The 25862-nt window shown below is 68.1% G+C and carries 23 protein-coding genes; 13 read left to right on the top strand and 10 right to left on the bottom strand.

Features of this window, described 5'->3' with window-relative positions; all coding sequences use genetic code 11:
- The first annotated feature begins 37 nt into the window (after nucleotides 1–37).
- Nucleotides 38–979, top strand: coding sequence for a LysR family transcriptional regulator (locus WS95_RS01255; RefSeq protein WP_059780062.1), 942 nt, complete (start codon nucleotides 38–40; stop codon nucleotides 977–979).
- Nucleotides 980–1049: 70 nt separating this feature from the next.
- Here the strand turns inward: WS95_RS01255 and zwf are convergent, their stop codons facing one another.
- Entirely contained in the window at nucleotides 1050–2525 is a 1476-nt protein-coding gene (zwf, locus tag WS95_RS01250) for a glucose-6-phosphate dehydrogenase (RefSeq protein ID WP_059821853.1), read from the bottom strand.
- Between the two features lie 201 nt (nucleotides 2526–2726).
- Between zwf and WS95_RS01245 the strand changes: the two genes are divergently transcribed.
- The 4 genes from WS95_RS01245 (at nucleotide 2727) to WS95_RS01230 (ending at nucleotide 7455) form a co-directional block, all read left to right on the top strand.
- On the top strand, nucleotides 2727–3305 hold the full coding sequence (locus WS95_RS01245; protein WP_059821851.1) for a TetR/AcrR family transcriptional regulator: 579 nt from the start codon (nucleotides 2727–2729) through the stop codon (nucleotides 3303–3305).
- Nucleotides 3306–3444: 139 nt separating this feature from the next.
- Complete coding sequence (locus tag WS95_RS01240; protein ID WP_059821849.1) at nucleotides 3445–4320, top strand: SDR family NAD(P)-dependent oxidoreductase; 876 nt, start codon at nucleotides 3445–3447, stop codon at nucleotides 4318–4320.
- Between the two features lie 556 nt (nucleotides 4321–4876).
- Nucleotides 4877–6067, top strand: coding sequence for a M20 aminoacylase family protein (locus WS95_RS01235; RefSeq protein ID WP_059821848.1), 1191 nt, complete (start codon nucleotides 4877–4879; stop codon nucleotides 6065–6067).
- 56 nt (nucleotides 6068–6123) lie between these two features.
- Nucleotides 6124–7455, top strand: coding sequence for an MFS transporter (locus tag WS95_RS01230; RefSeq protein ID WP_059821846.1), 1332 nt, complete (start codon nucleotides 6124–6126; stop codon nucleotides 7453–7455).
- Nucleotides 7456–7503: 48 nt separating this feature from the next.
- Here the strand turns inward: WS95_RS01230 and WS95_RS01225 are convergent, their stop codons facing one another.
- Nucleotides 7504–8424 carry a LysR family transcriptional regulator gene (locus tag WS95_RS01225; RefSeq protein WP_059821844.1) on the bottom strand — a complete coding sequence of 307 codons (921 nt, stop codon included), beginning with the start codon at nucleotides 8422–8424 and terminating at the stop codon, nucleotides 7504–7506.
- Nucleotides 8425–8560: 136 nt separating this feature from the next.
- Between WS95_RS01225 and WS95_RS01220 the strand changes: the two genes are divergently transcribed.
- Both WS95_RS01220 and WS95_RS01215 read left to right on the top strand, forming a co-directional pair.
- The gene (locus WS95_RS01220; protein WP_059821842.1) at nucleotides 8561–9334 is read left to right on the top strand and encodes a transporter substrate-binding domain-containing protein; all 774 of its coding nucleotides are present in this window, start codon (nucleotides 8561–8563) and stop codon (nucleotides 9332–9334) included.
- Between the two features lie 55 nt (nucleotides 9335–9389).
- Entirely contained in the window at nucleotides 9390–10505 is a 1116-nt protein-coding gene (locus WS95_RS01215; RefSeq protein WP_059821840.1) for a succinylglutamate desuccinylase/aspartoacylase family protein, read from the top strand.
- A 268-nt stretch (nucleotides 10506–10773) separates the two neighbouring features.
- On the opposite strand, the gene WS95_RS01210 is transcribed toward WS95_RS01215, so the two are convergent.
- On the bottom strand, nucleotides 10774–11562 hold the full coding sequence (locus tag WS95_RS01210) for an IclR family transcriptional regulator (RefSeq protein ID WP_059780215.1): 789 nt from the start codon (nucleotides 11560–11562) through the stop codon (nucleotides 10774–10776).
- A gap of 226 nt (nucleotides 11563–11788) precedes the next feature.
- On the opposite strand from WS95_RS01210, the gene pcaF reads away from it, so the two are divergent.
- Complete coding sequence (gene pcaF / locus WS95_RS01205; protein ID WP_059821837.1) at nucleotides 11789–12991, top strand: 3-oxoadipyl-CoA thiolase; 1203 nt, start codon at nucleotides 11789–11791, stop codon at nucleotides 12989–12991.
- Between the two features lie 100 nt (nucleotides 12992–13091).
- Here the strand turns inward: pcaF and WS95_RS01200 are convergent, their stop codons facing one another.
- From WS95_RS01200 to WS95_RS01190, 3 genes are all read right to left on the bottom strand, one after another.
- Nucleotides 13092–13571 carry a DUF523 domain-containing protein gene (locus WS95_RS01200; protein WP_441294154.1) on the bottom strand — a complete coding sequence of 160 codons (480 nt, stop codon included), beginning with the start codon at nucleotides 13569–13571 and terminating at the stop codon, nucleotides 13092–13094.
- A gap of 133 nt (nucleotides 13572–13704) precedes the next feature.
- On the bottom strand, nucleotides 13705–14265 hold the full coding sequence (locus tag WS95_RS01195; protein ID WP_059821833.1) for a GNAT family N-acetyltransferase: 561 nt from the start codon (nucleotides 14263–14265) through the stop codon (nucleotides 13705–13707).
- On the bottom strand, nucleotides 14262–14957 hold the full coding sequence (locus tag WS95_RS01190) for a class I SAM-dependent methyltransferase (RefSeq protein ID WP_257139535.1): 696 nt from the start codon (nucleotides 14955–14957) through the stop codon (nucleotides 14262–14264). The genes WS95_RS01195 and WS95_RS01190 overlap by 4 nt, the downstream gene beginning before the upstream one ends.
- Between WS95_RS01190 and WS95_RS35520 the strand changes: the two genes are divergently transcribed.
- On the top strand, nucleotides 14952–15215 hold the full coding sequence (locus tag WS95_RS35520; RefSeq protein WP_257139534.1) for a hypothetical protein: 264 nt from the start codon (nucleotides 14952–14954) through the stop codon (nucleotides 15213–15215). The genes WS95_RS01190 and WS95_RS35520 overlap by 6 nt on opposite strands.
- 11 nt (nucleotides 15216–15226) lie before the next feature.
- On the opposite strand, the gene WS95_RS34555 is transcribed toward WS95_RS35520, so the two are convergent.
- A complete protein-coding gene (locus WS95_RS34555) occupies nucleotides 15227–15430 on the bottom strand; it encodes a hypothetical protein (RefSeq protein ID WP_156444416.1) in 204 nt (67 codons plus the stop codon).
- Between WS95_RS34555 and WS95_RS01185 the strand changes: the two genes are divergently transcribed.
- Together WS95_RS01185 and WS95_RS01180 are read left to right on the top strand one after the other, a co-directional pair.
- Nucleotides 15429–16973 (top strand): methyl-accepting chemotaxis protein, encoded by a 1545-nt coding sequence (locus WS95_RS01185; protein ID WP_059821829.1) that lies wholly within the window; start codon nucleotides 15429–15431, stop codon nucleotides 16971–16973. The genes WS95_RS34555 and WS95_RS01185 overlap by 2 nt on opposite strands.
- A 413-nt stretch (nucleotides 16974–17386) precedes the next feature.
- Nucleotides 17387–18931: a methyl-accepting chemotaxis protein gene (locus WS95_RS01180; protein WP_059821932.1), complete on the top strand. Its 1545-nt coding sequence runs from the start codon at nucleotides 17387–17389 to the stop codon at nucleotides 18929–18931.
- Between the two features lie 116 nt (nucleotides 18932–19047).
- Here WS95_RS01180 and gabD read toward each other — a convergent pair whose 3' ends face one another.
- Nucleotides 19048–20517, bottom strand: a complete 1470-nt coding sequence (gene gabD, locus WS95_RS01175; RefSeq protein WP_034206310.1) for an NADP-dependent succinate-semialdehyde dehydrogenase — start codon at nucleotides 20515–20517, stop codon at nucleotides 19048–19050.
- A gap of 87 nt (nucleotides 20518–20604) precedes the next feature.
- Nucleotides 20605–21888, bottom strand: coding sequence for a 4-aminobutyrate--2-oxoglutarate transaminase (locus WS95_RS01170; RefSeq protein WP_155294409.1), 1284 nt, complete (start codon nucleotides 21886–21888; stop codon nucleotides 20605–20607).
- Between the two features lie 126 nt (nucleotides 21889–22014).
- On the opposite strand from WS95_RS01170, the gene pdxR reads away from it, so the two are divergent.
- Entirely contained in the window at nucleotides 22015–23523 is a 1509-nt protein-coding gene (gene pdxR, locus WS95_RS01165) for a MocR-like pyridoxine biosynthesis transcription factor PdxR (protein ID WP_059821827.1), read from the top strand.
- A 260-nt stretch (nucleotides 23524–23783) separates the two neighbouring features.
- Here pdxR and WS95_RS01160 read toward each other — a convergent pair whose 3' ends face one another.
- Nucleotides 23784–24620: a DMT family transporter gene (locus WS95_RS01160; RefSeq protein ID WP_034206046.1), complete on the bottom strand. Its 837-nt coding sequence runs from the start codon at nucleotides 24618–24620 to the stop codon at nucleotides 23784–23786.
- A 128-nt stretch (nucleotides 24621–24748) separates the two neighbouring features.
- Between WS95_RS01160 and selD the strand changes: the two genes are divergently transcribed.
- Nucleotides 24749–25813: a selenide, water dikinase SelD gene (selD, locus tag WS95_RS01155; RefSeq protein WP_034206311.1), complete on the top strand. Its 1065-nt coding sequence runs from the start codon at nucleotides 24749–24751 to the stop codon at nucleotides 25811–25813.
- The last annotated feature ends 49 nt before the right edge of the window (nucleotides 25814–25862 follow it).

Below are 25862 nucleotides of genomic sequence, written 5' to 3'. Positions count from 1 at the left end.
GGTCTATAAACCAAATTGTTTTGATTTCAAATCAACAATGAAGACCACCCTCGACGAACTCCAGGCCTTTATCGCCGTGGTCGACACCGGTTCGATCACCGCCGCCGCCCAGCACCTCGACCTCACCGTGTCGGCGACGAGCCGCACGCTCGCGCGGCTCGAGGAGAAGCTGAAGACCACGCTGCTGCGCCGGACCACGCGCCGGCTCGAGCTGACCGAGGAAGGGCGCGCATTCCTGCAGGATGCGCGCGCGATCGTCGAATCGGTCGAGAACGCGGAAGAGCAGATGCTCGCGCGGCGCGAGATGCCGTCCGGGCGATTGCGCGTCGACGCCGCGACGCCGTTCATGCTGCACGTGATCGTGCCGCTCGTGCGCGGCTACCGCGAGCGTTTTCCGAAGGTCGAACTGGAACTGAACAGCAACGAGGGCATCATCGATCTGCTGGAGCGGCGCACCGACGTCGCGATCCGGATCGGCCGGCTGAAGGATTCGACGCTGCACAGCCGGCGCATCGGCAACAGCCGGGTGCGCATGCTCGCGAGCCCCGCCTACATCGAAGCGCACGGCCAGCCGCGCAAGGTCGAGGATCTCCGCAAGCACACGCTGCTCGGCTTCACGCAGCCCGAATCGCTGAACGTATGGCCGATCCTCGGCACGGACGGCGAGCCTTGCCGCATCGAGCCCGACGTCTGGTCGTCGAGCGGCGAGACGCTGCGGCAGCTCGCGCTGGAGGGCACGGGCGTCGTGTGCCTGTCGGATTTCGTGACCGCGCAGGATCGCGAGGCCGGGCGGCTCGTGCAGGTGCTCGCGCGGCAGACGCTCGAGGTCGAGCAGCCGATCAACGCGGTGTATTACCGCAACACCGCGATCTCGTCGCGGATCGCGTCGTTCGTCGATTACCTGATCGAGATGCTCGGCGCCGGCAGCGGGCGCGATGCGCCGGCGCGACGCAAGGCCACGTGGCTGCTGTCGCCGTAGCGACGCGGCGCCGGCGGCGCGGCCGGTCGGGAACGGGCGTGCCGCGCGGCGGCACGCCGTCGGGCGGCGATTACGCCTCTTCGGCCCACGACATCCCGTCGCGCGCGAGCAGCGCCGACGAGGCGGCAGGCCCGAACGTGCCGGCCGTGTACAGGCGCGGCCGGTCGCCGAGCTGCTTCCAGCCGTCGAGGATCGGCTCGACCCACGACCACGCCGCTTCGAGCTCGTCGCGGCGCATGAAGTGCGTGAGGCGGCCGCGGATCACGTCGATCAGCAGCCGTTCGTACGCTTCCGCGCGCCGCTCCGGAATCGCCTGCTGCAGGTCGAGGTTCAGGCTCACCGGCACCATGTTCATCCCGCTGCCCGGCTCCTTCGCGAGCATCTGCAACTGGATCGACTCTTCCGGCTGGAGCTGGATCACGAGGCGGTTGCTGTAGTGGCGCGGGCCGGTCGGGATGATCGAGAACGGCATGTCCGCGAACTCGATCACGATTTCCGACTGGCGGCGCTGCAGCCGCTTGCCGGTGCGCAGGAAGAACGGCACGTTCGCCCAGCGCCAGTTGTTGATGTACGCGCGCAGCGCGACGAAGGTTTCCGCGCGGCTGTCCGCCGGCACGTTGTCTTCCTCGAGATAGCCCTTGACCGGCTGACCGTCGACCGCACCGGCCGTGTACTGGCCGCGCACCGTGTCGCGCGCGACGTCCGACAGCGACATCGGTCGCAGCGAGCGCAGCACCTTCAGCTTCTCGTCGCGCACCGCGTCCGGGTCGAGCGACACGGGCGGCTCCATCGCGACGATGCACAGCAGTTGCAGCAGGTGGTTCTGCACCATGTCGCGCAGCGCGCCGGTGTGGTCGTAGAAGCCCGCGCGACTGCCGACGCCGACCGTTTCCGCGACCGTGATCTGCACGCTGCGGATGCTCGGCGCCTGCCACAGCGGCCCGAAGATCGGGTTGCCGAAGCGCAGCACCATCAGGTTCTGCACGGTTTCCTTGCCGAGATAGTGATCGATCCGGTAGATCTGCGATTCCTCGAAGTGCTTGCCGACCGCGTCGTTGATCGCCTTCGCGGACGCGAGATCGTGGCCCAGCGGCTTTTCGAGGACGACGCGCGAGTGCGTGTCGACGAGGTGCGCGGCCGACAGGTTGTCGCAGATCGTCGTGAACAGCTCCGGCGACGTCGACAGGTAGAACACGCGGATCGCGTCGCCGCGCGCCGCTTCGGCGAGCCGCTGGTAGTCGTCCGGCGCGTTCACGTCGATCAGCACGTACTTGAACAGGTCGAGGAAGCGGCTCCACGCGTCGGCGTCGAACGCCTTCTCGTCGATGAACGGGCGCGACTGCTCGTCCATGAACTTGCGGTAGCCGTCGATGCCCCAGTCGCGGCGGCCGACGGCGATGATGCGCGTCTCGGGCGGAAGATTGCAGTGCAGGTGCGCCATGTACAGCGCGGGCAACAGCTTGCGGGCGGCGAGGTCGCCGCCGCCGCCGAAGATGATCATGTCGACGGGCCGGTCGGCCGCGGTCTGGGAAGGCTGAGTCGTCATGGGAGGTTCGCGGTTTGGAACGGTGAACGTGAAACGAACGTCGAGGGCATCGGGCGCCGGATGGCCGGTGCCGGTACGGCAAAACGCTAATAGTGCACCGTTTTGATGGATTGCGTATGCGTTCCCCAGGATGTAACAGGGCTTGCATTGCGCCTCGCCGCTCAATTATGATTGAGCGCTCACTCATTAAAGGAATCGAACGTGGCCCGACCGCGCAGTCCCGACAAGCACGAAGCCCTCCTCGCCGCGGCCGCGCGCGCGCTCGCCGAGGACGGCGCGGCCGCGACGACCGCACGCATCGCGCGGCTCGCCGGCGTGGCGGAAGGCACGGTGTTCACGTACTTCGAGACCAAGGATGCGTTGCTGAACGCGCTGTATCTGAGCCTGAAGGCCGGCTTGCGCGAAGCGATGATGGCCGGGTTTCCGGAGCGTGCGCCGGCCGAGCAGGCCGTGCGGCATGCGTGGAACGGCTATGTGTCGTGGGGCGTCGCGAATCCGGACGGCCGGCGCGCGCTGCAGCAGCTCGGCGTGAGCGGGCGCATCGACGACGCGCATCGCGCGGCCGGCGCGGAAGGCTTCGGCGCGATCGGCACGCTGCTGCGCGAGCAGGTCGCCGCGTCGGGCGCGCTGAACCGCGACGAAGCGCATGCGTTCTGCTCGGCGTTGTTTACGTCGATCGCGGCAACCGCGATGGAGTCGATCGCACGCGACCCGGCGCGGGCCGATGCCTACCGGGAAGCGGGGTTTCGCGCGTTGTGGGCCGTATTGCACGCGGTGTGAGTCGAAAGTCGCCGTCGTGGCGGCGCGTGCCGCCACGACCGGCAGGGCGTTGCAGGGTCGCAAGGGCTGCTACGTCGTTCATATTAATGAGTGAGTAATCATTCATTTTAGTCGTTTCATCACGATCAAGGAGCGGAAAATGTCGAAAGTCTGGTTGGTAACGGGGGCCGCACGCGGCTTGGGCCGAGCGATTTCGGAAGCGGTGCTGGCAGCTGGCGACCGGCTGGTGGCCGGCGCGCGCGATCCGGCGCGACTGGCCGATCTGGTCGAGCGTCATGGCGACCGGCTGCTGCCGGTCGAACTCGACGTCACCGACGAAGCGGCGGCCGCGCGGGCCGTCGCGGCGGCACGCGCCGCGTTCGGGCGCATCGACGTGCTGGTGAACAACGCGGGCTACGGCCACACGGCGCCGTTCGAGCAGATGGGCGCCGACGTCTTCCGCGACCAGATCGAAACGAACCTGTTCGGCGTGATCAACCTGACGCGGGCGGTGTTGCCGACGATGCGTGCGCAGCGCGCGGGGCACATCTTCCAGGTGTCGTCGGTCGGCGGGCGGACGTCGACGCCGGGATTGTCCGCGTACCAGGCCGCGAAGTGGGCGGTCGGCGGGTTCAGCGACGTGCTCGCGAAGGAAGTCGCGCCGTTCGGCGTGCGCGTGTGCACGCTGGAGCCCGGCGGGATGCGTACCGAATGGGCCGCGCGGGCGAAGCGCGGGATCGACGATCTGCTGCCGGACTATCGGCCGTCGGTCGGAAAGATTCTCGACCTGCTCGGCGCGTATGGCGGGCATGAGGTCGGCGATCCCGCCCGGATCGCGGCGCTGATCGTCGAGCTGTCGCGTCGCGACGACGTGCCGATGCGCTTGCTGCTCGGCGGCGATGCGTTGTTCGTCTGCGAGCAGGCGGAGCGGCAGCGCGCGGAAGAGGCGGCGCGGTGGCGCGATGCCTCGTTGTCCACGCAGTTTCCGGATGCGAAGTTGCCGGACGGGCTGCAAGCGTTGAAGCAGGTCGAGTAGTTGCGAGGGGCGTGGCGTCGGCGGTGGGTGTGCCGCGCCGCCGTTGCGGCGGGGCGCTCGGCGGCCGGTCGAGGGCGGGCGCGTGTACGCCCATCGCCCAAGCAGTCGCCGCGGCCGTCGACGCAGCGCCCGCTTCCTGTCACTCGCCGAAGCAAGTCGCGCACGAGAGGGTGGCGTCGCCTTGGCTCAAGGTGCTTCGCTTTCTTGCGAAATGCCTGCGGTCGGGCGCTCCGGGGTTTGCCATTGACATGTTCGCGACAATGTACGGGCCCTCGTGAGAGGGCTCCAGAAGCTACTTTCGGTTAGATACGGATATGCCTTATGCCACGGGCGTTCCCGCGATGCTCTAGGCGGTCCCGTCCACATCTGATCGAAAGTCGTACCCGCATCTAATCGAAGTTCACGCACCGGACCGATGCCCCGTATTAACCTTGATTAATAAACCTTATCGCGGTGAAAAATTCCGCATCTTATTGCGCGGATATCGGCTCGCTATAGTGGCTCGCTTTCCCGCACGCATCCCCCGCGTGCGCAGACGAACGGCAGGAGCCCCTTGATGACCACCGCTACCCGATTCACCGAAGTCGAGGATCTGATGCCCGCCGCAGGCGGGCTGCGCGAGATCCGTCACCACATCCATCACCATCCCGAACTCGCGTACGAAGAGCACGACACGGCCGCGCTCGTCGCGGACAAGCTCGCGCAATGGGGCTGGCAGGTGACGCGCGGGGTCGGCAAGACCGGCGTCGTCGGCACGCTGCGGGTGGGCGACGGCGCACGCAGCATCGGCATTCGCGCCGACATGGATGCGTTGCCGATCGTCGAGGCGACCGGCTTGCCGTATGCGAGCGGCACGCACGGCAAGATGCACGCGTGCGGCCACGACGGCCACACGACGATGCTGCTCGGCGCTGCGCAGCATCTCGCGAAGACGCGCAACTTCTCGGGCACCGTGCACCTGTATTTCCAGCCGGCGGAGGAGCACGGCGTCGACAGCGGCGCGAAGAAGATGATCGACGACGGCCTGTTCGAGCGTTTCCCGTGCGACGCCGTGTTCGGCATGCACAACCATCCGGGCGCGGCGCCCGGCGTGTTCCTCACGCGCCGCGGCCCGTTCATGTCGGCCGGCGACAAGGCGATCATCTCGATCGAAGGCGTGGGCGGCCACGCGGCGCGGCCGCATCTGACCGTCGACCCGGTGGTCGTCGCGGCGAGCATCGTGATGGCGCTGCAGACGATCGTCGCGCGCAACGTCGATCCGTCGCAGCCGGCGGTGGTCACGGTCGGCTCGATGCACGCGGGCACCGCGAACAACGTGATTCCGAACGGCGCGCGACTCGAACTCAGCGTGCGTTCGTTCAGCCCCGACGTGCGCGCGCTGCTCAAGCGCCGCATCGTCGAGCTGGCCGAAACGCAGGCCGCGAGCTACGGCGCGACCGCGAACGTCGAGTACATCGAAGGTTATCCGGTCGTCGTCAATACGGATGCCGAAACGGATTTCGCCGCGCAGGTCGCGCGCGAACTCGTCGGCGATGCGCACGTGGTCGAGCAGGCCGACCTGCTGATGGGCAGCGAGGATTTCGCGTTCATGCTGCAGCAGCGGCCGGGCTCGTTCGTGCGGCTCGGCAACGGCGAAGGCGAGGACGGTTGCATGGTGCACAACCCGAAATACGACTTCAACGATCGCAACCTGCCGATCGGCGCGGCGTTCTGGACGCGCCTCGTCGAGCGTTACCTCGGGCAGTGATCGCAACGGCGGCGCGCGGCCGGCGCTTCCGGCCGCATTCAGAGGAGAGGAGAGCGATGCAGAAAGACCATCTCGCGCTGCACCCCGCGTCGCCGGGCGCCGCCGAAGCCGGTGCGCCCGGCGCGCCTGCCGTCACGCGGCGCGGCGCGATCGCCGCGGCCGTGATCGGCAACTGGCTGGAATTCTTCGATTTCACCGTGTACGGTTTCTTCGCGGTGCTGATCGGCAAGCTGTTCTTCCCGTCGAGCGACCCGACCACGTCGCTGCTGCTGTCGGTCGCGACGTTCGCCGCCGGCTTCTTCACGCGGCCGCTCGGCAGCGTCGTGCTCGGCGTCTACGCCGACCGCAAGGGGCGCAAGGCCGCGCTGAACCTGACGATCATGCTGATGGCGCTCGGCACCGGTCTGATCGCGATCGCGCCGACCTATGCGCAGGTGGGCGTGGCCGCGCCGCTGCTCGTGGTGTTCGCGCGGTTGCTGCAGGGCTTCTCGCAAGGCGGCGAATTCGGCGCGGCGACGTCGACGCTGCTCGAACAGGGCGGCACGTCGCGCCGCGCGTTCCGCGCGAGCTGGCAGCTCGCGACGCAAGGCGGCGCCGCGCTGATGGGCTCGGGGTTCGCGGCGCTGCTGTCGAACACGATGACGAAGGACGCACTGGAAGGCTGGGGCTGGCGGCTGCCGTTCCTCGTCGGCGTGCTGATTGCGCCGGTCGGGATGTTTTTGCGTCGCCGGCTCGCGGACGACGCGCCCGGCGACCGCCATCACGGCATCGAGCGCGGCGTGCTGCACGAGCTGTTCTCGAAGCACGCGCGCACGGTGCTGCTGCTGATGCTCACGGTGATGGGCGGCACGGTGTCGACCTACATCCTGACCTTCTACATGCCGACCTACGCGATCCACACGCTCGGCTTGCCGATGAAGCTGTCGATGTTCGTCGGGGTCGCGTCGGGCTGCGTGATGCTGGTCACGTGCCCGCTGTTCGGCTGGCTGTCGGACAAGCTCGGCAGCCGGCGCCTGCCGATCTTCGTCGGCCGCGGCGTGCTGGTCGCGCTGCTGTTTCCGGCATTCTGGCTGATGAACCATCATCCGACGCTGTCGGTGATCCTGCCGCTGACCGCGCTGATGCTGCTGTTCTATTCGCTCGGCTCCGCATCGGAAATGGCGCTGATGTGCGAGTCGCTGCCGCGCCACGTGCGGGCGACGGGCATCTCGATCGCGTATGCGCTCGCGGTGACGATCTTCGGCGGCACCGCGCAGCTGATCGCGACCTGGCTCGTGAAGACGACCGGCAGCAAGCTCGCGCCGGCGGGCTACGTGGCCGCGTGCGTGGTGCTGTCGCTGATCGCGGTCGCGATGCTGCGCGAGACCGCGCGCGAATCGCTGGACTGACGCTCGACGCGTGATGCGCGATGCGGGCGGCGGCGCGGCCGTATGCGCTTACCGCCCGCGCACCACCCTCAGATACGACGCGAGCATCGTCGCGAGTTCCTGCGCGGCCGGCGTCAGCGGTACGGCCGCGCGCTGCAGCAGGCAGACGTCCTGCGCTTCGGCCCGTTCGCGCACCGGCACCTTCACGAGCGCGCCGGCGAACGGCCCGTGCCGCGTGATCGCTTCGGTTTCGAGCGCGAGGGAATCGGTCTGCGTGACGATCTGCAGCGTCTCGAACATCCCTTCGACGGTCGCGAGGATCTTCGGCGGCGGCTGGCCGTGCGCGTCGAAGTACGCGAGCAGCCGGTTGACGACCGGGTCGGCGCTCAGGTTCGGCGAGCGCGTGGACACCCATCCGTAGGCGGCCAGCTCGGCGAGCGATCGCGCATGCATCGCCGGGTGCCCGTTGCGGCAGACGACCACCGGCGCCGACGTGCGCAGCGGCGTGACCGCGAGATCGGTCGTGTCGGTCTGCTTCGCGACCAGCGCGATCGCGAAATCGACCGCGCTTTCGCGCAGCCAGCCGATCATCATCCGCGACGTGCCGGTGCGCAGGTGCACGTCCACCTTGTCGAAGCGCGCGCGGAACGCGGTCAGCACGGGCGCGAACGCGTCGATCAGCGGCTCGGTCACGAGGCCGAGCGTGACGGTGCCTTCGTAGGCGCCGCTCAACTGACGGATTTCCCGCTCGACCTGGTCGCATTCGCCGAGGATCGAAGCGGAGCGCGCGAGCAGCCGCTGGCCGACGGCCGTCGGCACGATCCCGCGATTGGTGCGCGTGAACAGCGTCGCGCCGAGCGTCGCCTCGAGGCCCTGCAGTTGCTGCGAGACGCCGCTTTGCGCGAGATCGAGCGCGCGTGCGGCCGCGCGCAGGCTGCCGTGCTCGACGACGGCCCGGAAGATGCGGAGCTGGGACAGCGTGAACGCCATGGGAAGCTGCGAGGCCGGTGATCGGAAATACCGATCATGATAAGTCAGCCGATGGTTCCGGCGGCAGCCGGCGGCCCCTACGATCGCAGGCAGTCCGGCGCATGCCGTTCGTCCCGCTACCTGCCCATCGTCGACCATGAAACGTCTCCTCGTCCCGCTCGTTTCCCTGTGCATTGGCCTGGCGGCCACGTCCGCGTGTGCGCTCGACGCGCACGTGGTGCGGCTCGGCATCGACCCGACCTATCCGCCGATGGATGCGAAAGCGCCCGACGGCAGCCTGAAAGGCTTCGACGTCGATCTCGGCAACGAGATCTGCCGCCGTGCGCAGTTGCGCTGCCAGTGGGTCGAGCTCGAATTCTCCGGGATGATCCCCGCGTTGCAGGCGCGCAAGATCGACGCGATCCTGTCGTCGATGGCGATCACCGCGAAGCGCGAGAAACAGATCCTGTTCTCGTCGAAGCTGTTCCGCTTCAAGTCGCGGCTCGTCGCGCGGCCCGGCAGCGGGCTCGACGGCACGGCGGCGTCGCTGGCCGGCAAGCGCGTCGGCGTGCAGTCGGGCACGCAGTTCGAATCGTGGGCGCTCGCGCACTGGGCGCCGGCCGGTGTCGGCGTGGTGCCGTACAAGAGCCAGGACGACGTGTTCGCCGATCTCGTGAACGGCCGCCTCGACGCGGCGCTGCTCGGCACCGTGGAAGCCGACTATGGGTTCCTGCGCCAGCCGCGCGGCAAGGGCTTCGCGTTCGTCGGCGCGCCGCTCGACATGGGCGATCGCGGCGTCGGCATCGGCATGCGGCAGTCGGATACCGCGCTGAAGGCGTCGATCGACGGCGCGATCGCAGCGATGCTGAAGGACGGTACGTACGACCGGATCGCGAAGCAGTACTTCGATTTCAACCCGTACGGCGACTGAGCGCCGTGCAGGCCCGTTGTCCCGATTCCCCGTTTTCATCCGTTCGAGACCATCGATGCAGATTCGCACCACGCCGCTCCTGTCGCCGTCGATCGGCACGCAGCGCACGCTGACGAGCTTTCATTTCGGGCCGGCCGACAGCGGCCGCAAGATCTACCTGCAGGCCGCGCTGCACGCGGACGAGACGCCGGCGATGCTCGCGGCGGTCGTGCTGAAGCAGCGTCTCGCGCAGCTCGACGCCGCAGGCCGGCTCGCGGCCGACATCGTGCTGGTGCCGGTGTCGAACCCGGTCGGCCTCAATCATCATCTGCTCGGGCAGTTCATCGGTCGTTTCGACCTCGCGAGCGGCCGCAACTTCAACCGCGGCTTTCTGCCGCTCGCGGAAATCGCCGCGCGCGCGCGCGACCGGCTGGGCGACGACGGCGCGCGCAATCGCGCGATCGTGCGCGAATGCGTCGGCGCGGCGCTCGACGACATCGCGCCGCGCACCGAATTCGATGCGCTGCAGCTTGCGCTGCTGAAGCTGTCGCACGACGCCGACGTCGTGATCGACCTGCATTGCTCGCTCGAAGCGGTGATGCACGTGTACACGAGCGAGACCGCGTGGCCGGACGTCGAGCCGCTCGCGCGTTATCTCGGTGCGGAGGTGTCGCTGCTCGCCGAGGATTCGGGCGGCCATGCGTTCGACGATGCGCATCACCTGCTGTGGTCGCGGTTGCGCGCGCATTTGCCGGACGGCACGCCGATGGCGGCCGGCACCGTGGCCGTGACCGTCGAGTGCCGCGGCCAGCGCGACGTGACGTACGACTATGCGCAACGCGACGCCGACGCGCTCGTCGACTATCTCGTGTGGTGCGGCGCGGTGCGCGGCGAACGCGCACCGCTGCCGCCGCTGGCCGCATCGGCCACGCCGCTTGCGGGCAGCGAGCAGTTTTACGCGCCGGTGAGCGGGATCCTCGTGCACCGCGCGGCGATCGGCGCGACGATCCGTGCGGGCGATCCGCTGTTCGACATCGTCGATCCGCTGACGGATGCGGTCACGACGATCTCGAGCGCGACCGATGGCGTGTTCTACATGCGGCGCGCGATCCGTTTCGTGACGGCCGGCGCGCCGCTCGGCCGCGTGACCGGCACGGTGCCGGTGCGAACGGGGATGCTGCTGGGCGCGTGAGCGGTGCCGGGCGCGCACGGCGTCCGAGAGGCGCCGTGCAATTTCGTTCTCGTCAAATTGACCGGGCGTTGCCGCACCCCTAAATTTGGCGATGCGGAGCGCGCTCCGTGTTCCGTGAGAAGGACGTTGCAAACAGAGTCAGAGAGTTGAGCGGGCGGCGCATGCCGCCCGTCTTTTTATCCGCGGTATCCGCACTGTCGGCTCGATCCGCGTGCTTCACGCCATGCGCGAATGGCCATGTTGCCGATCCGGCGCGCGAAGTGACCGCTCACCCGCGCCGTGCGACCAGCTCCGATACCGTCTGCGCGGCCTGCTGCAGCGGCCCGAGAAACTCCTTCACCATCTGCTTCGCGGTATGCCGCTGTGCGTTGCCGCTGATGTTCATCGCGGCGATCACCTGCCCGCGCCGGTTGCGGATCGGCGCGGAGATCGACATCAAGCCCACCTCGAGTTCCTGGTCGACCACGGCCCAGCCTTGCTGGCGCACCTGCGCGATCGTCGCCTTGAGTTCGCCGATGTCGGTGATCGTGCGCGGCGTATGCGCACGGATGCCGCTTTGCGCGAGCGTTTCGTCGAGCGCCGCGTCGTCGAGCGCGGACAGCAGCACGCGGCCCATCGACGTACAGTACGCGGGCAGCCGGCTGCCGATCGACAGGTTGATCGTCATGATCTTGCGGGTCGGCACGCGCAGCACGTAGACGATCTCGGTGCGGTCGAGCACCGCGGCCGAGCAGCTTTCGTGGATTTGCGCGGACAACTGCTCCATCACCGGATCGGCGAGATTCCAGAACGGCATCGACGTCAGGTACGCGAAGCCGAGCTCGAGGATCTTCGGCGTGAGCCGGAACAGCCGGCCGTCGGCCTCGACGTAGCCGAGCGTCTGCAGCGTGAGCAGGATCCGGCGCGCGCCCGCGCGCGTGAGGCCGGTGGCCGATGCGACCTCGGTGAGCGTCTGCTCCGGGCGCGCCGCGTCGAATGCGCGGATCACCGCGAGGCCGCGCGCGAACGACTGCACATAGGAGTCGCCGGGTTTCGTTTGAATATCGTCGGTTGTCATGAGCGCCTGGAATGTCGTGCAGCCGAGAAGATAGCGCATGGGGCCCGACACGCCAACCGCACGGCGGACCGCGCCCTTGACAGGTCGTCCCTGCACTCCCTATGATGCGTTGAACGTTCGATACACGATCTTATGTTCGTATATAGAACATTTAAGCGCATCCCGGCGGGCAATGCAAGGGGGCGCCCCGTTCATTTCCCAGCCTTTCACGGGACCGGAGACACTGATGACCGAAGCTTTTCTGTGTGATGCGATCCGTACGCCGATCGGGCGTTACGGCGGTGCACTGTCCGGCGTGCGCGCCGACGATCTGGGCGCGGTGCCGCTCAAGGCGCTCGTCGAGCGCAACCGCGACGTCGACTGGACGGCGATCGACGACGTGATCTACGGCTGCGCGAACCAGGCCGGCGAGGACAACCGCAACGTCGCGCGCATGTCGGCGCTGCTGGCGGGCCTGCCGGAGGGCGTGCCCGGTTCGACGATCAACCGCCTGTGCGGCTCCGGAATGGATGCGGTCGGCGTGGCCGCGCGCGCGATCAAGTCGGGCGAAGCCGCGCTGATGGTGGCGGGCGGCGTCGAGAGCATGACGCGCGCGCCGTTCGTGATGGGCAAGGCCGCGAGCGCGTTCGCGCGCCAGGCCGATATCTTCGATACGACGATCGGCTGGCGCTTCGTCAATCCGCTGATGAAGCAGTTGTATGGCGTCGATTCGATGCCCGAGACGGCCGAGAACGTCGCGGTCGACTACAACATCAGCCGCGCGGATCAGGACCTGTTCGCGCTGCGCAGCCAGCAGAAGGCCGCGCGGGCGCAGCAGGACGGCACGCTCGCCGAGGAAATCGTGCCGGTCACGATTGCGCAGAAGAAAGGCGACGCCATCGTCGTGTCGCGCGACGAGCATCCGCGCGAAACGTCGCTCGAAGCGCTCGCGAAGTTGAAGGGCGTCGTGCGCCCGGACGGCTCGGTCACGGCCGGCAACGCGTCGGGCGTGAACGACGGCGCCGCCGCGCTGCTGCTGGCGAACGAGGCCACCGCGAAGCGCTTCGGCCTGACGCCGCGCGCCCGCGTGCTGGGGATCGCGACGGCCGGCGTCGCGCCGCGCGTGATGGGCATCGGCCCCGCGCCGGCCACGCAGAAGCTGCTCGCGCGGCTCGGGATGACGATCGACCAGTTCGACGTGATCGAGCTGAACGAAGCGTTCGCGTCGCAAGGTCTCGCGGTGCTGCGCATGCTCGGCGTCGCCGACGACGATCCGCGCGTGAACCCGAACGGCGGTGCGATCGCGCTCGGTCATCCGCTCGGCGCATCGGGTGCGCGTCTCGTGACGACCGCGATGTACCAGTTGCATCGCACGAACGGCCGCTTTGCGCTGTGCACGATGTGCATCGGCGTCGGCCAGGGCATCGCGATCGCGATCGAACGCGTCTGACCGGCGAGATGGGGGGAAGCGGCCGGATACGCGCCGCTTGATCGCCGCGCCGTTTCCGCCACGATGGGCGGCACGAGGTGTCTCGTGCCGCCCATCGTCGTTAACCGGCCGGCGACAGTTGCCTGAGCCGCGCGTCGAGCGCATCGATCTCGGTGTCCGCGAACACCTCGATGCCATGCGCGCGCAGCAGCGCCGCCGTGACGCCGGCGCCCGCGTGCCGCCGGCTCTCGAAACTTCCGTCGTAAATGAACGTGCTGCCGCACGAGGGACTGCCGTCGGCGAGGATCGCGAAGCGGCAGCCGTGTGCTTGCGCAAGGGCCAGCGCGGTCTGCGCGCCGGCCACGAACGGGGCCGTCACGTCGGTGCCGCCCACGTCGACGATGCGTGCGCGACCCGACAGCACCTGCTGCCCCGATGCGCCGCCGGCGATCTCGGCGGGCGGGCGCGGCCCGCCGAGGCCGCCCGCCAGTTCCGGGCAGACGGCCACGAGACGCCCTTCGCGTTGCCACCGTTCGAGCGCCTCGTGCGCGGCGGTCTTCGCCGAGCCGTTGTAACGGACCGGATGGCCGACCACGCACATGCTGACGAGGATCTTCGGCGTGGCGGGCGGTGGCGGGTCATCGTTCAATGTCGCGCTCCGTGACGTGCTGACGGTAACTGATGACGGCAGTGGCGGAGCGCAAAATTCCACGCTTCATCCGCATGCCGCGCGGTCACGCCGTCGGCCCTTCGAGGTGAATGTCTTCGGGCTCGAGTGCGTAAAGTTCGGGATCGGGCACCGCGCTGACCGTGAAGCCGAGCCGCAGGTAGAAGTCGATCGTGCGCTGCGACGGCGTGGCCGACACGTACAGACGCTCGGCGCCCATCGTGCGTGCCCGCACCTGCGCCGCGCGATAGAGCTGTTCGCCGAGCCCGCAACCGCGCCAATCGCGGCTCACGTGCAGGAACTTCAACTGCAGCATGTCGCGCCGCGGGCCGAGCGGCCGGCTGTCGACGACGACGGCCGCGACGAGCCGCGTGCCGTCGAACCGGCCGAGAAACCAGCCGCCGCGGTCGTGACAGTCGAGCAGGATCGGCGTGTAGTGATCGGCTTCGCCGTCGGGCCAGCCGGCCACGTCGTAGAACTCGGGCACGAGATGCAGCGCGCCGTCGCGCAGCACGTACAGGTGTTCGATGATTTCACGCCGGTCGATGGTCCACACGAGCGGCACGTCGTCGCGGGCCAGCAGGCGGGCCGACAGCGCGTCGCGCGCGGCGGCGGTGCGGCCGGTCATGCGGCCACCCGGTGCGCGGCGAGCGCGTACATCAACGGCAGGCGCGGCATGCCTTCGGGCGGCACCATCCGGCGGCCGTCCAACTCGCGCATGCCGTCGAAGCCCTTCCAGCCGTTCGCGTATGGATATTCGATCAGGCGATCGATCGCGAGCCCGGCCGATATCAGTGCATTCACGACTGCGCCGATGCCCCACATGAACTCGTAGCTCGGATGCGGGTTCGCGAAATCGACGATGCCCGGGTGGTCGTGCTGCGCGCCGAGTCCCGTGCCGGACACCGCGACGTAATCGCCGACGCCTGCGGGTTCCTCGGTCGCGTCGTCCTTGAAGTAGTCGTAGTGCGGCTGCCAGTGTTCGTCGAAATACAGCGAGAACGGATGGAACTCGACCATCGCGAAGCGGCCGCCCGGTGCGAGCAGCGAGGCGATCCCGTGCGCCCATGCGGTCAGGTCCGACAGCCAGTAGATCGCGCCGTACGACGTGAACACGTGATCGAAGCGCTCGCCGCGCGCGGCGGCTTCGGGCATCCAGTCGAGTACGTCGGCGCGCTCGAACCGCGCGGGCAGGCCCGCGTCGGCCGACAGTCGCCGCGCGAAGTCGATCGCCTCGTCGGAGATGTCGACGCCGGTTGCGTCCGCGCCTTCGCGCACGAGGCTCAGCGTGTCCTGCCCCGCGTTGCATTGCAGGTGCAAGAGCCGCAGACCCGCCAGATCGCCGAGCAGTTCGCGTTCTTCCGGAAACAGCGTCGAGCCGCCATTGCGGAAAAATGCAGCCTGATCGCCTTTATGGCTGTTATGCGCAACCGTCGCCTTATTCCAGGACAACCGATTCAGTTCGTGCAATGCCTTTTTCATCGAATTCGAATTCCGGTGGAATGGAGCAGGATAATTCAAATCGTTTCGCCGCGCGCAACGGATGCCGACATCGGCACGTCGGGCGGCGCGGTGTGACAAGTCGATAATCACGTGCCGCGATTATCGCCGGAATATTTGATCGAAATCATGGTAATGGCCGAATTGCATGCAGGATGCGCGACAGGATTAAGGTTTCCCGGTGCATTGCCGACAAAGGACGAGAGTGTCGTAAAGCGATCAACCGTTTTTCGGCTACTGAGCGCGATTTCAGTGCGGCGCGGACGACAGAGCCGCCTTTCGGAGCCTTGCATGCGCAACAACCTGCCCATTACTCAACAGGAATTCGATTTTCCCGACGACGTCACACTGATGTCGACGACCGATGCCGACAGTGTCATCACCTACGCGAACACGACGTTCGCGCAGGTGAGCGGGTTCTCGAACGAGGAACTCGTCGGCCAGCCGCACAACGTGGTGCGGCACCCGGACATGCCGAAGGAGGCGTTCGCCGACATGTGGGCGACGCTCAAGGGCGGCGAGCCGTGGACCGCGCTCGTGAAGAACCGCCGCAAGAACGGCGACCATTACTGGGTGCGTGCGAACGCGATTCCGGTGATGCGCAACGGCGCGCCGCAAGGCTACATGTCGGTGCGCACGAAGGCGCCGCACGACGAGACCCGGGCCGCGGACGCGCTGTATCGCGCGTTTCGCGAAGGCAAGACCGGCCAGCGCCGGTTCCACAAGGGGCTCGTCATCCGCACCGGGCTGCTGCGAATCGCATCGCTGCCGCAGACGATGTCGGTGCGTGCGCGCGTGCATTCGGCATGGTGCGTGCTGGCGCCGGCAGTCATCGGCGCGGGCTGGGCCTGCGGGCTGGGCGGCAATGGGCTCGCGGCGTTTGCCGGTGTGACGATCGGCGTGGCGGCCGCCGCCGGCTGGTGGCTCGATGCGCAGATCGTGCAACCGCTGAAGCGGCTGCACGAGCAGGCGCTGAACGTCGCGACCGGCGAGAGCCGGCGCGGCGTGCGGATGAATCGCGTCGACGAGATCGGCATGACGCTGCGCACGATCAACCAGCTCGGCCTGATGTTCCGCTGGCTCGTCGACGACGTCAGCGAGCAGGTGCACAACGTGCAGCGCGCGAGCAACGAGATCGCGCAAGGCAACAACGACCTCAGCGCGCGTACCGAGCAGGCCGCGTCCAGCGTGCAGCAGACCGCCGCGTCGATGGCGGAAATGACGGCCACCGTGTCGAGCAATGCGGAAACGGCGCTGCAGGCGAATCGGTTGTCCGTTTCCGCGAGCGAGGCGGCCGAGCGCGGCGGGCAGGCGGTGAGCGAGGTCGTCGCGACGATGAGCGAGATCACCGAGAGTTCGCGCAAGATTGCCGACATCATCGGCGTGATCGACGGCATCGCGTTCCAGACCAACATCCTCGCGCTGAATGCGGCGGTCGAGGCCGCGCGCGCGGGCGAGCAGGGTCGTGGTTTCGCGGTGGTCGCAGGCGAGGTGCGCGCGCTCGCGCAGCGCAGCGCGAACGCGGCGAAGGAGATCAAGGCGCTGATCGGCGCGAGCGTCGAGCGCGTCGAGTCGGGCGCGCGGCGCGTGGACGAGGCAGGCCGGACGATGGAGGACATCGTCACGCAGGTGAAGCGCGTGTCCGATCTGATCGCGGAAATCAGCTCGTCGACGGCCGAGCAGAGCACCGGTGTCGCGCAGGTCGACCAGGCGGTCGTGCATCTGGACAACATCACGCAGCAGAACGCGGCGCTCGTCGAACAGAGCACGGCGGCGTCGGAAAGCCTGAAACAGCAGGCGACGCGCCTCGTGGATGCGGTGAACGTGTTCAGATGAGCGCGCGAAAGGGTGTGCGACGTGCGGAATCGATCGACGATGCCGGATGTCGCGCACCGTGCTTATTCGGATTGGCGAATTCAATGGAATGACGTCGAACGTGAAATATTCGTCTCCCCGATTTCAGGAGGGGGCGAATGAATCGAGCCGAAATCGCGGCATCCATTGGCCGGGCGAATCGCGTCCAGATCGTTGCCCGGCAACGCACTTCGTTTCATCCATAAACAAATCATTCGGTAAAAACAAGATGATGCATATCTAATGCATATTTACCCGAATACGGCATAATGTTTTCGCCGAATGTGCCGAAAGTGCAGGAGCCCGACTCACACGCATGCGAATCGATCGCGATGCGCGGGGTCTCGAATCAATCGACGAACGGACGCAAGATCCGCCACCCGGAGCTCCACACCATGCGCAACAACCAGCCCGTCACGCAACGCGAATTCGAATTTGCCGATGATGCGACGCTGATGTCGACGACCGATGTCGACAGCCACATCACTTACGCGAACGCGGCATTCATCCAGGTCAGCGGCTTTTCTCCCGAGGAGATCGAAGGCCAGCCGCACAACGTGGTGCGGCATCCGGACATGCCGAAGGAGGCGTTCGCCGACATGTGGGCGACGCTCGGGCGCGGCGAGCCGTGGACCGCGCTCGTGAAGAACCGCCGCAAGAACGGCGACCATTACTGGGTGCGCGCGAACGCGATTCCGGTGATGCGCAACGGGCAGCCGAAGGGCTACATGTCGGTGCGCACGAAGGCGACGCGCGACGAGATCGCGGCTGCCGAGGCGCTGTATCGCGATTTCCGCGAAGGCAAGGCCGGCAGCCGCCGGTTCCACAAGGGGTTGATCTTGCGCACCGGCGCGCTGCGCGTCGCGTCGGTGTTCCAGACGATGTCGGTGCGGGCGCGGCTGGTGTCGACGCTGTGTGTGCTGGCGCCTGCGGTCGTCGGCACCGGCTGGGCGGCCGGGTTGAGCGGCGGCGCGCTTGCGGCGTTCGCCGGTGCGGCGATCGGCGTGACGGCGGCGGCCGGGCTGTGGCTCGACGCGCAGATCGTGCGGCCGCTTCGGCAGTTGCGCGACGAGGCGTTGCGCGTGGCGACCGGCGAGAGCCGCAACGGCGTGCGGATGAATCGCGTCGACGAGATCGGCATGACGCTGCGTACGATCAACCAGCTCGGGCTGATGTTCCGCTGGCTCGTCGACGACGTCAGCGAACAGGTGCTGAACGTGCAGCGCGCGAGCAACGAGATCGCGCAAGGCAACAACGACCTCAGCGCGCGCACCGAGCAGGCTTCGACGAGCGTGCAGCAGACGGCCGCATCGATGGCCGAGATGACGGCCACCGTGTCGAGCAATGCGGAGACGGCGCTGCAGGCGAATCAGCTGTCCGTTTCCGCGAGCGAGGCAGCCGGGCGGGGCGGGCAGGCGGTGAACGAAGTCGTCGCGACGATGAACGACATCACCGAGAGCTCGCGCAAGATTGCCGACATCATCGGCGTGATCGACGGCATCGCGTTCCAGACCAACATCCTCGCGCTGAATGCGGCGGTCGAGGCCGCGCGTGCGGGTGATCAGGGGCGCGGCTTCGCGGTGGTGGCCGGCGAGGTACGCGCGCTCGCGCAGCGCAGCGCGAATGCGGCGAAGGAGATCAAGACGCTGATCGGCGCGAGCGTCGAGCGCGTCGAGTCGGGCGCGCGGATCGTCGATGGCGCGGGCAAGACGATGGAGGACATCGTCACGCAGGTGAAGCGCGTGTCCGATCTGATTGCGGAGATCAGCTCGTCGACGGCCGAGCAGAGCACCGGTGTCGCACAGGTCGACCAGGCGGTCGTGCATCTGGACAACATCACGCAGCAGAACGCGGCGCTCGTCGAGCAGAGCACGGCGGCGTCGGAAAGCCTGAAGCAGCAGGCGACGCGGCTGGTGGAGGCGGTGAACGTATTCCGCTGATCGCGGAGAAGGCAGGTGACGCGGGCACGGCGGAGAGGGATACCGGCCCGCGTCGCGACCGCCCGGTTCCGGCCGGGCGGCCAGGGCCTGCCGCTCGCGCGCCAGGCCCCGAACCGTCAGACGGCCAGGCAGAGGTACTTGATCACGACGTAGTCGTCGATGCCGTAGTGCGAGCCTTCGCGACCGAGGCCCGACTGCTTCACGCCGCCGAACGGCGCGACTTCGTTCGAGATGAGGCCCGTGTTCACGCCGACCATCCCGTATTCGAGCGCTTCGGCGACCTTCCACACGCGGCCGATGTCGCGGCTGTAGAAGTACGCGGCGAGGCCGAACTCGGTGTCGTTCGCGAGGCGGATCACTTCGTCGTCGCTGCCGAACTTGAACAGCGGCGCGAGCGGCCCGAACGTCTCTTCCTTCGCGACCTTCATCGCCGGCGTGACGCCGGTCAGCACCGTCGGCTCGAAGAAGCCGTGGCCGAGCGCGTGGCGCTTGCCGCCCGTCACGACGGTCGCGCCCTTCGCGAGCGCGTCCTCGATATGCGCCTCGACCTTCAGCACGGCTGCTTCGTTGATCAGCGGGCCTTGCGTGACGCCCGGCTCCGTGCCGCGGCCGACCTTCAACTGGCCGACGGCCGCCGCGAGCTTCTGCGCGAACTGGTCGTACACGGCTTCATGCACGTAGAAGCGGTTCGTGCACACGCACGTCTGGCCGCTGTTGCGGTACTTCGACGCGATCGCGCCCTGCACGGCCGCATCGAGATCGGCGTCGTCGAACACGATGAACGGCGCGTTGCCGCCGAGCTCCAGCGACACCTTCTTGACCGTCGCCGCGCACTGCGCCATCAGCAGGCGGCCGACCGGCGTCGAGCCCGTGAACGACAGCTTGCGCACGATCGGGTTCGACGTCAGTTCGCCGCCGATCGCCTTCGGATCGCCCGTGACGACGCTGAACACGCCGGCCGGCACGCCCGCGCGCTCGGCCAGCACGGCCATCGCGAGCGCGGAGAACGGCGTCGCCTCGGCCGGCTTCACGACGATCGGGCAGCCTGCCGCGAGCGCCGGGCCGACCTTGCGGGTGATCATCGCCGCCGGGAAGTTCCACGGCGTGATCGCCGCGCACACGCCGATCGCTTCCTTCGTCACGACGATGCGCTTGTCGCTCGCCGGCGTCGGGATCGTGTCGCCGTACACGCGCTTGCCTTCTTCCGCGAACCACTCGAGGAACGACGCCGCGTAGCCGATCTCGCCCTTCGCTTCGGCCAGCGACTTGCCCTGCTCGGTGGTGAGGATCAGCGCGAGGTCGTCGGCATTCTCCATCATCAGGTCGTGCCACTTGCGCAGGATGACCGCGCGTTCCTTCGCGGTCTTCTTGCGCCACGCCGGCCATGCGGCATTCGCGGCGTCGATCGCGTGACGCGTTTCCGCCGCGCCCATCGCCGGCACGGTGCCGAGCAGGCCGCCCGTCGCCGGGTTGCGGACCTCGAACGTCTCGCCGTTCGTGGCGGGTTGCCATTCGCCGTTGACGTACGCCTGCTGGCGGAACAGCGACGGATCTTTCAGTGCCAGGGTTTCCTGAACAGTGCTCATATGAATCACCTGCTTCGAAAAGGACGGATGCAAACGGCCGCCGCCGTCTTCACGACGGCGGCGGCGCATTCAGTCGGGGACGGGCACTCAGGCCGGCACGCCGACCGTTTCCTTCAGCACTTCCTCGAGGATCGCGAGCGCTTCGTCGAACACGGCTTGCGGGATCGTCAGCGGGAACAGGAAGCGCACGACGTTCGAGTACACGCCGCACACGAGCAGCAGCAGCCCGCGTTCGAGCGCACGCGCCTGCACGCGCTTCGTGAACTCGGCATCCGGCTCGCCCGAACCCGGCTTCAGGAATTCGACCGCGATCATCGCGCCCGGGCCGCGCACGTCGGCGATCTGCGGCACGTCCGCCTGCAGCGCGTTCAGCTTCGCCTTCAGCACGTCGCCGAGCTGCGTCGCGCGCTCGCACAGCTTCTCTTCGTCGATGATCTCGAGCACCGCGTGCGCCGACGCGACGGCCAGCGGGTTGCCGGCGTAGGTGCCGCCGAGGCCGCCGGGCGCGGCCGCGTCCATCACGTCCGCCCGGCCGACGACGCCCGACAGCGGCATGCCGCCGGCAAGGCTCTTCGCCATCGTGATCAGGTCGGCCAGCACGTCGTAGTGCTGCATCGCGAACAGCTTGCCGGTGCGCGCGAAGCCGGTCTGTACTTCGTCGGCGATCAGCAGGATGCCGTGTTCGTTACAGATCTTGCGCAGCGCGCGCACGAACTCGGCCGGCGCCGGGTTGAAGCCGCCTTCGCCCTGGACCGGTTCGAAGATGATCGCGGCGACGCGCTTCGGATCGATGTCGGCCTTGAACAGCATCTCGATCGCCTTGATCGAGTCGGCCGTCGTCACGCCGTGCACGGCGTTCGGGTACGGCGCGTGGAACACGTCGCCCGGGAACGGGCCGAAGTTCAGCTTGTACGGCGCGACCTTGCCGGTCAGCGCCATGCCCATCATCGTGCGGCCGTGGAAGCCGCCCGAGAATGCGATGACGCCCGGGCGGCCGGTCGCCGCGCGCGCGATCTTGATCGCGTTTTCGACGGCTTCGGCGCCGGTCGTGAAGAACGCCGTCTTCTTCGGGAAGTCGCCCGGCGCGCGTGCGTTGATCTTTTCCGCCAGCTCGACGTACGACGCGTACGGGACGATCTGGTAAGCGGTGTGCGTGAAGTTGTTCAACTGATCCGCGATCGCCTTGACGATCTTCGGGTGGCGGTGGCCCGTGTTCAGCACCGCGATGCCGGCGGCGAAATCGATGAAGCGGCGGCCTTCGACATCCCACAGCTCCGCGTTCTCGGCGCGGGCTGCGTAGAAATCGCACATCACGCCGACGCCGCGCGGGGTGGCGGCGTTCTTGCGGGCCTGCAGGTCGGCATTCTTCACGGTCATCTCCTTGATGTTCGGTCCGATAGGTAGAAAATCGGGCGCCTCGGCAGCCCATGGACGCGACTATAATCACATTTGGCTCCGGCAATCAGAGCCATTTCAATAAATATTCAGGAGCCAATCATGCGCGCGAGCGTGTTGTCGGACTGGCTGGCGCAGCGCCTCGTGCGCGGGGGCGAACAGCCGATCTACCGGCAGCTTCACCGGCTGCTGCAACAGGCGATCCTGTCGCGCGAACTGCCGGCCGGCACGCGCGTGCCGTCGTCGCGGCTGCTGGCCGCCGAGCTCGGGATCGCGCGCAACACGGTCACGCAGGTCTACGAACAGCTTGCGCTCGAAGGCTATGTGCACTCGGCGACGGGCCGCGGCACGTTCGTCGCCGACAGCGCGCCGGACGAGATCGTCGGCGCGCCGCCCGGCGCGGCGGCCGGGCCGGCCGTCGCGACGCCGTCCGTGCGGCGCCTGTCCGCGCGCGGCACGCGGCTCGTCGAAGGCGCCGGCGTGTCGAAGCGTCAGGGCGGCGCGTTCATGCCGGGCGTGCCCGATGTGTCGCGATTTCCGGCGCGCGTATGGACGCGGCTGCACAACAAGTACTGGCGGCGTCTGCGCCCGGACCTGCTGACCTATGCGCCCGGCGGCGGCCTCGCGCTGCTGCGCGAAGCGCTGGCCGACTACCTGCGCACGTCGCGTTCGGTGCGCTGCACGCCCGAGCAGATCGTGATCACGACCGGCATCCATCAGTCGATCGACCTCGCGGTGCGGTTGCTGACCGACCCGGGCGACGCGATCTGGACCGAGGATCCGTGCTACTGGGGCGTGCGCAGCGTGCTGAACGTGTCGGGGCTCACCACGCGGCCGATTCCGGTCGACGACGAAGGCATCGCGCCGTCGGCCGCCGATCTCGCCGCGCCGCCGAAGCTGATGCTCGTCACGCCGTCGCATCAGTATCCGCTCGGGATGGTGATGAGCCTCGCGCGCCGCCGGATGTTGCTCGAATACGCGCGCCAGCACGGCTGCTGGATCATCGAGGACGACTACGACAGCGAATTCCGCTACGGCAGCCGGCCGCTCGCGTCGCTGCAGGGGCTGGACACGGCCGGGCAGGTGATCTACGTCGGGAGTTTCGGCAAGACGCTGTTCCCGGGGCTGCGGGTCGGCTATCTGGTCGCGCCGGAGCCGCTCGCGGAGAGTTTCGCGACCGCGAGCGCCGAGTTGTATCGCGAGGGCCAGTTGCTGCAGCAGGCCGTGCTCGCCGAATTCATCGCGGAAGGGCACTTCGTGTCGCATATCCGCAAGATGCGCACGCTGTACGGGCAACGCCGCGAGGTGCTGCTCGACGCGGTCGCGCGCCGCTACGGCGATACGCTGCACGCGCTCGGCAGCGATGCGGGGCTGCATCTCGTCACGCGGCTGCCGGACGGTGTCGACGATCGAGCCGTCGCGCAGGCCGCGCTCGAACGCAACATCGTCGTGCGGCCGTTGTCCGGGTATTACGCGGACCGCTCGCGGGCGGCATCGGGCTTGCTGCTCGGCTATGCGTGCGTGCCGGAGGACGAGATCGCGACGGCGTTCGCGACGCTCGCGGAGGCGATCGACGAGCGGGCGTTCGGCGGGGCGGTTGCGGCGGCGTGACGTGCGAGCGCGGCGATATCGACTCGTTGCGATTCCGTCGAAGACCGGTCGAAGCTCGATACGCTCCGCAACGAGGCGCGTGTTTTTCGCGCGCGGCCAGCCCGCCTGCTTTCGCGCCGTTGAATGGGAATCGCCAACCGGTTCATGCCTCTTCCCGTCGGGCAAGAGCGGGGGCAGGTTGCAACCCGCAGCCGCACGGAGCGGGCATCCCGCGGAAGCGGTCATGAAGGCCGGCACCGGCCAAGGGCCCGGTGCGGGCGCTACAGCCGGATCAACGCCGCGCCCGCAACCACCAGCGCACACGCGGCGAGCCGCTGTGCGCCGGGCCGCTCGCGCATCACGAACCAGCCGATCGCGACGGCGAAGATCGAGCTCGTTTCGCGCAGCGCCGACACGGTCGCGACCGGCAGGTGCCGGTACGCGAGGATCACGATCCCGTACGCGGCGAGCGAGATCGTGCCGGCGATCGCGCCCTGCGCGAGGGCGGTGCGCGAGCCGAGCACTGCGCGCGGGCCGCCGCGCCATGCGCAGACGAGCACGAGCTGCGGCACGCTCCACAGCAGGTACACCCATGCGATGTAGCCGAGCGCGCTGCCGGATACGCGCGAGCCGATACCGTCGCAGAGCGAATACGCGGCGATGAACACGCCCGTGAGCAGCGCGTACGGCACGCCTTCCCCGGAGAACCTGAAGCCGCGCCGCAGCGCGAGCGACATGATCCCGAACGACACGAGCGCGATGCCCGCGAAGCCGAGCGGCGTCGGTCGTTCGTGCAGCACGGCGAACGCGAGCACCGACACCAGCAGCGGCGACATCCCGCGCGCGATCGGATAGATATGCCCGAACTCGCCGCTGCGGTATGCGCGCGCGAGCGTGAAGCAGTACGCGACCTCGAGCATCGCGGACGCGGCGACGTACGGCCATGCGGCGGGCGCCGGCGCGGGCAGCAGCACGGCGCCGGCGACGCCGAACGCGAGATACGGCAGCGACATCGTGCCGAGTTGCGCCAGCCGATCTTCGCTGACGTGGAGGAACGCGTTCCAGATCGCGTGCAGGAGAGCCGAGCACAGCACGAGGGCGACGAAGACGTGATCCATCGATCAATGAGGAAGCGAGCAAGGGCGGGAGCCGGCAAGGGCCGTCCATTATGTGGGTATCGGGCGCGCTCGCGCGGAATTGTCGATAATGGAGCGTTGTTATTCACCGTATTCACCGGATGCCGACGATGACCGAAGCCACTCAAGCCCAGCCTGCCGTTCCGCGCCTCACGAGCCTGTCGCACGGGGGCGGCTGCGGCTGCAAGATCGCGCCGGGCGTGCTGTCCGAGCTGCTCAAGCGCGCGACGCCGCCCGCGCTGTTCCCTGACCTGCTGGTCGGCACCGAAACCTCCGACGACGCGGCCGTCTACCGGCTCAACGACGAGCAGGCGATCGTCGCGACCACCGATTTCTTCATGCCGATCGTCGACGATCCGTTCGACTTCGGCCGCATCGCGGCGACCAATGCGCTGTCCGACGTCTACGCGATGGGCGGCAAGCCGATCCTCGCCCTGGCGCTGGTCGGCATGCCGATCAACGTGCTGCCGCACGAGACGATCGCCGCCGTGCTGCGCGGCGGCGAATCGGTGTGCGCGGATGCCGGCATTCCGGTCGCGGGCGGCCATTCGATCGATTCGGTCGAGCCGATCTACGGGCTCGCGGCGATCGGCGTCGTGCATCCGTCGCGCGTGAAGCGCAACGCGGCCGCGCGCGCGGGCGACGTGCTCGTGCTCGGCAAGCCGCTCGGCGTCGGCGTGCTGTCGGCCGCGTTGAAGAAGAACCAGCTCGATGCCGACGGTTACGCGCAAATGGTCGCGACCACCACCAAGCTGAACCGGCCGGGCGCCGAGCTCGCCGCGCTGCCGGGCGTGCATGCGCTGACCGACGTCACCGGCTTCGGGCTGCTCGGCCATACGCTCGAACTGGCGCGCGGCGCGCAGCTCACCGCGCGCGTGCACTATGCATCGCTGCCGTGGCTTGCGGGTGTCGAGACGTTCGTTGCCGACGGGGTGTTTACCGGCGCGTCGGGTCGCAACTGGGCCGCATACGGCGCCGACGTGCGGCTCGCCGACGGGCTGCCGCCCGTCGCGCAGGCGCTGCTAACCGATCCGCAGACGTCGGGCGGGCTGCTGGTCGCATGCGCGCCGGACGCGGTCGACGACGTGCTCGCGTGCTTCCGTGCCGACGGTTTCGACCGCGCGGCGGTGATCGGCGAGATGGTGGACGGGCCCGCACGCGTCGACGTCGCCTGAGTTCGGATTCACACACTGAATCGTTTCGACGTCGCTGGAATCGATGTTC

The sequence above is a fragment of the Burkholderia sp. MSMB1826 genome, from assembly GCF_001526325.1.
Taxonomy (GTDB): Bacteria; Pseudomonadota; Gammaproteobacteria; order Burkholderiales; family Burkholderiaceae; genus Burkholderia.
The sequence above is the reverse complement of the archived record's forward strand: the minus strand, read 5'-3'. Positions and strand labels throughout refer to the sequence as shown.

Bases quoted from the DNA above. Each gene is read 5' to 3' on its own strand.
- WS95_RS01240 (WP_059821849.1), top strand. From the start codon at position 3,445: ATGTCGAAAGTCTGGTTGGTAACGGGGGCCGCACGCGGCTTGGGCCGA.
- WS95_RS01180 (WP_059821932.1), top strand. From the start codon at position 17,387: ATGCGCAACAACCAGCCCGTCACGCAACGCGAATTCGAATTTGCCGAT.
- WS95_RS01220 (WP_059821842.1), top strand. From the start codon at position 8,561: ATGAAACGTCTCCTCGTCCCGCTCGTTTCCCTGTGCATTGGCCTGGCG.
- WS95_RS01185 (WP_059821829.1), top strand. From the start codon at position 15,429: ATGCGCAACAACCTGCCCATTACTCAACAGGAATTCGATTTTCCCGAC.
- WS95_RS01160 (WP_034206046.1), bottom strand. From the start codon at position 24,620: ATGGATCACGTCTTCGTCGCCCTCGTGCTGTGCTCGGCTCTCCTGCAC.
- pcaF (WP_059821837.1), top strand. From the start codon at position 11,789: ATGACCGAAGCTTTTCTGTGTGATGCGATCCGTACGCCGATCGGGCGT.
- WS95_RS01225 (WP_059821844.1), bottom strand. From the start codon at position 8,424: ATGGCGTTCACGCTGTCCCAGCTCCGCATCTTCCGGGCCGTCGTCGAG.
- gabD (WP_034206310.1), bottom strand. From the start codon at position 20,517: ATGAGCACTGTTCAGGAAACCCTGGCACTGAAAGATCCGTCGCTGTTC.
- WS95_RS01210 (WP_059780215.1), bottom strand. From the start codon at position 11,562: ATGACAACCGACGATATTCAAACGAAACCCGGCGACTCCTATGTGCAG.
- zwf (WP_059821853.1), bottom strand. From the start codon at position 2,525: ATGACGACTCAGCCTTCCCAGACCGCGGCCGACCGGCCCGTCGACATG.
- WS95_RS01230 (WP_059821846.1), top strand. From the start codon at position 6,124: ATGCAGAAAGACCATCTCGCGCTGCACCCCGCGTCGCCGGGCGCCGCC.
- WS95_RS01195 (WP_059821833.1), bottom strand. From the start codon at position 14,265: ATGACCGGCCGCACCGCCGCCGCGCGCGACGCGCTGTCGGCCCGCCTG.
- WS95_RS01215 (WP_059821840.1), top strand. From the start codon at position 9,390: ATGCAGATTCGCACCACGCCGCTCCTGTCGCCGTCGATCGGCACGCAG.
- WS95_RS01200 (WP_441294154.1), bottom strand. From the start codon at position 13,571: ATGTGCGTGGTCGGCCATCCGGTCCGTTACAACGGCTCGGCGAAGACC.
- WS95_RS01235 (WP_059821848.1), top strand. From the start codon at position 4,877: ATGACCACCGCTACCCGATTCACCGAAGTCGAGGATCTGATGCCCGCC.
- pdxR (WP_059821827.1), top strand. From the start codon at position 22,015: ATGCGCGCGAGCGTGTTGTCGGACTGGCTGGCGCAGCGCCTCGTGCGC.
- WS95_RS34555 (WP_156444416.1), bottom strand. From the start codon at position 15,430: ATGCAAGGCTCCGAAAGGCGGCTCTGTCGTCCGCGCCGCACTGAAATC.
- selD (WP_034206311.1), top strand. From the start codon at position 24,749: ATGACCGAAGCCACTCAAGCCCAGCCTGCCGTTCCGCGCCTCACGAGC.
- WS95_RS01255 (WP_059780062.1), top strand. From the start codon at position 38: ATGAAGACCACCCTCGACGAACTCCAGGCCTTTATCGCCGTGGTCGAC.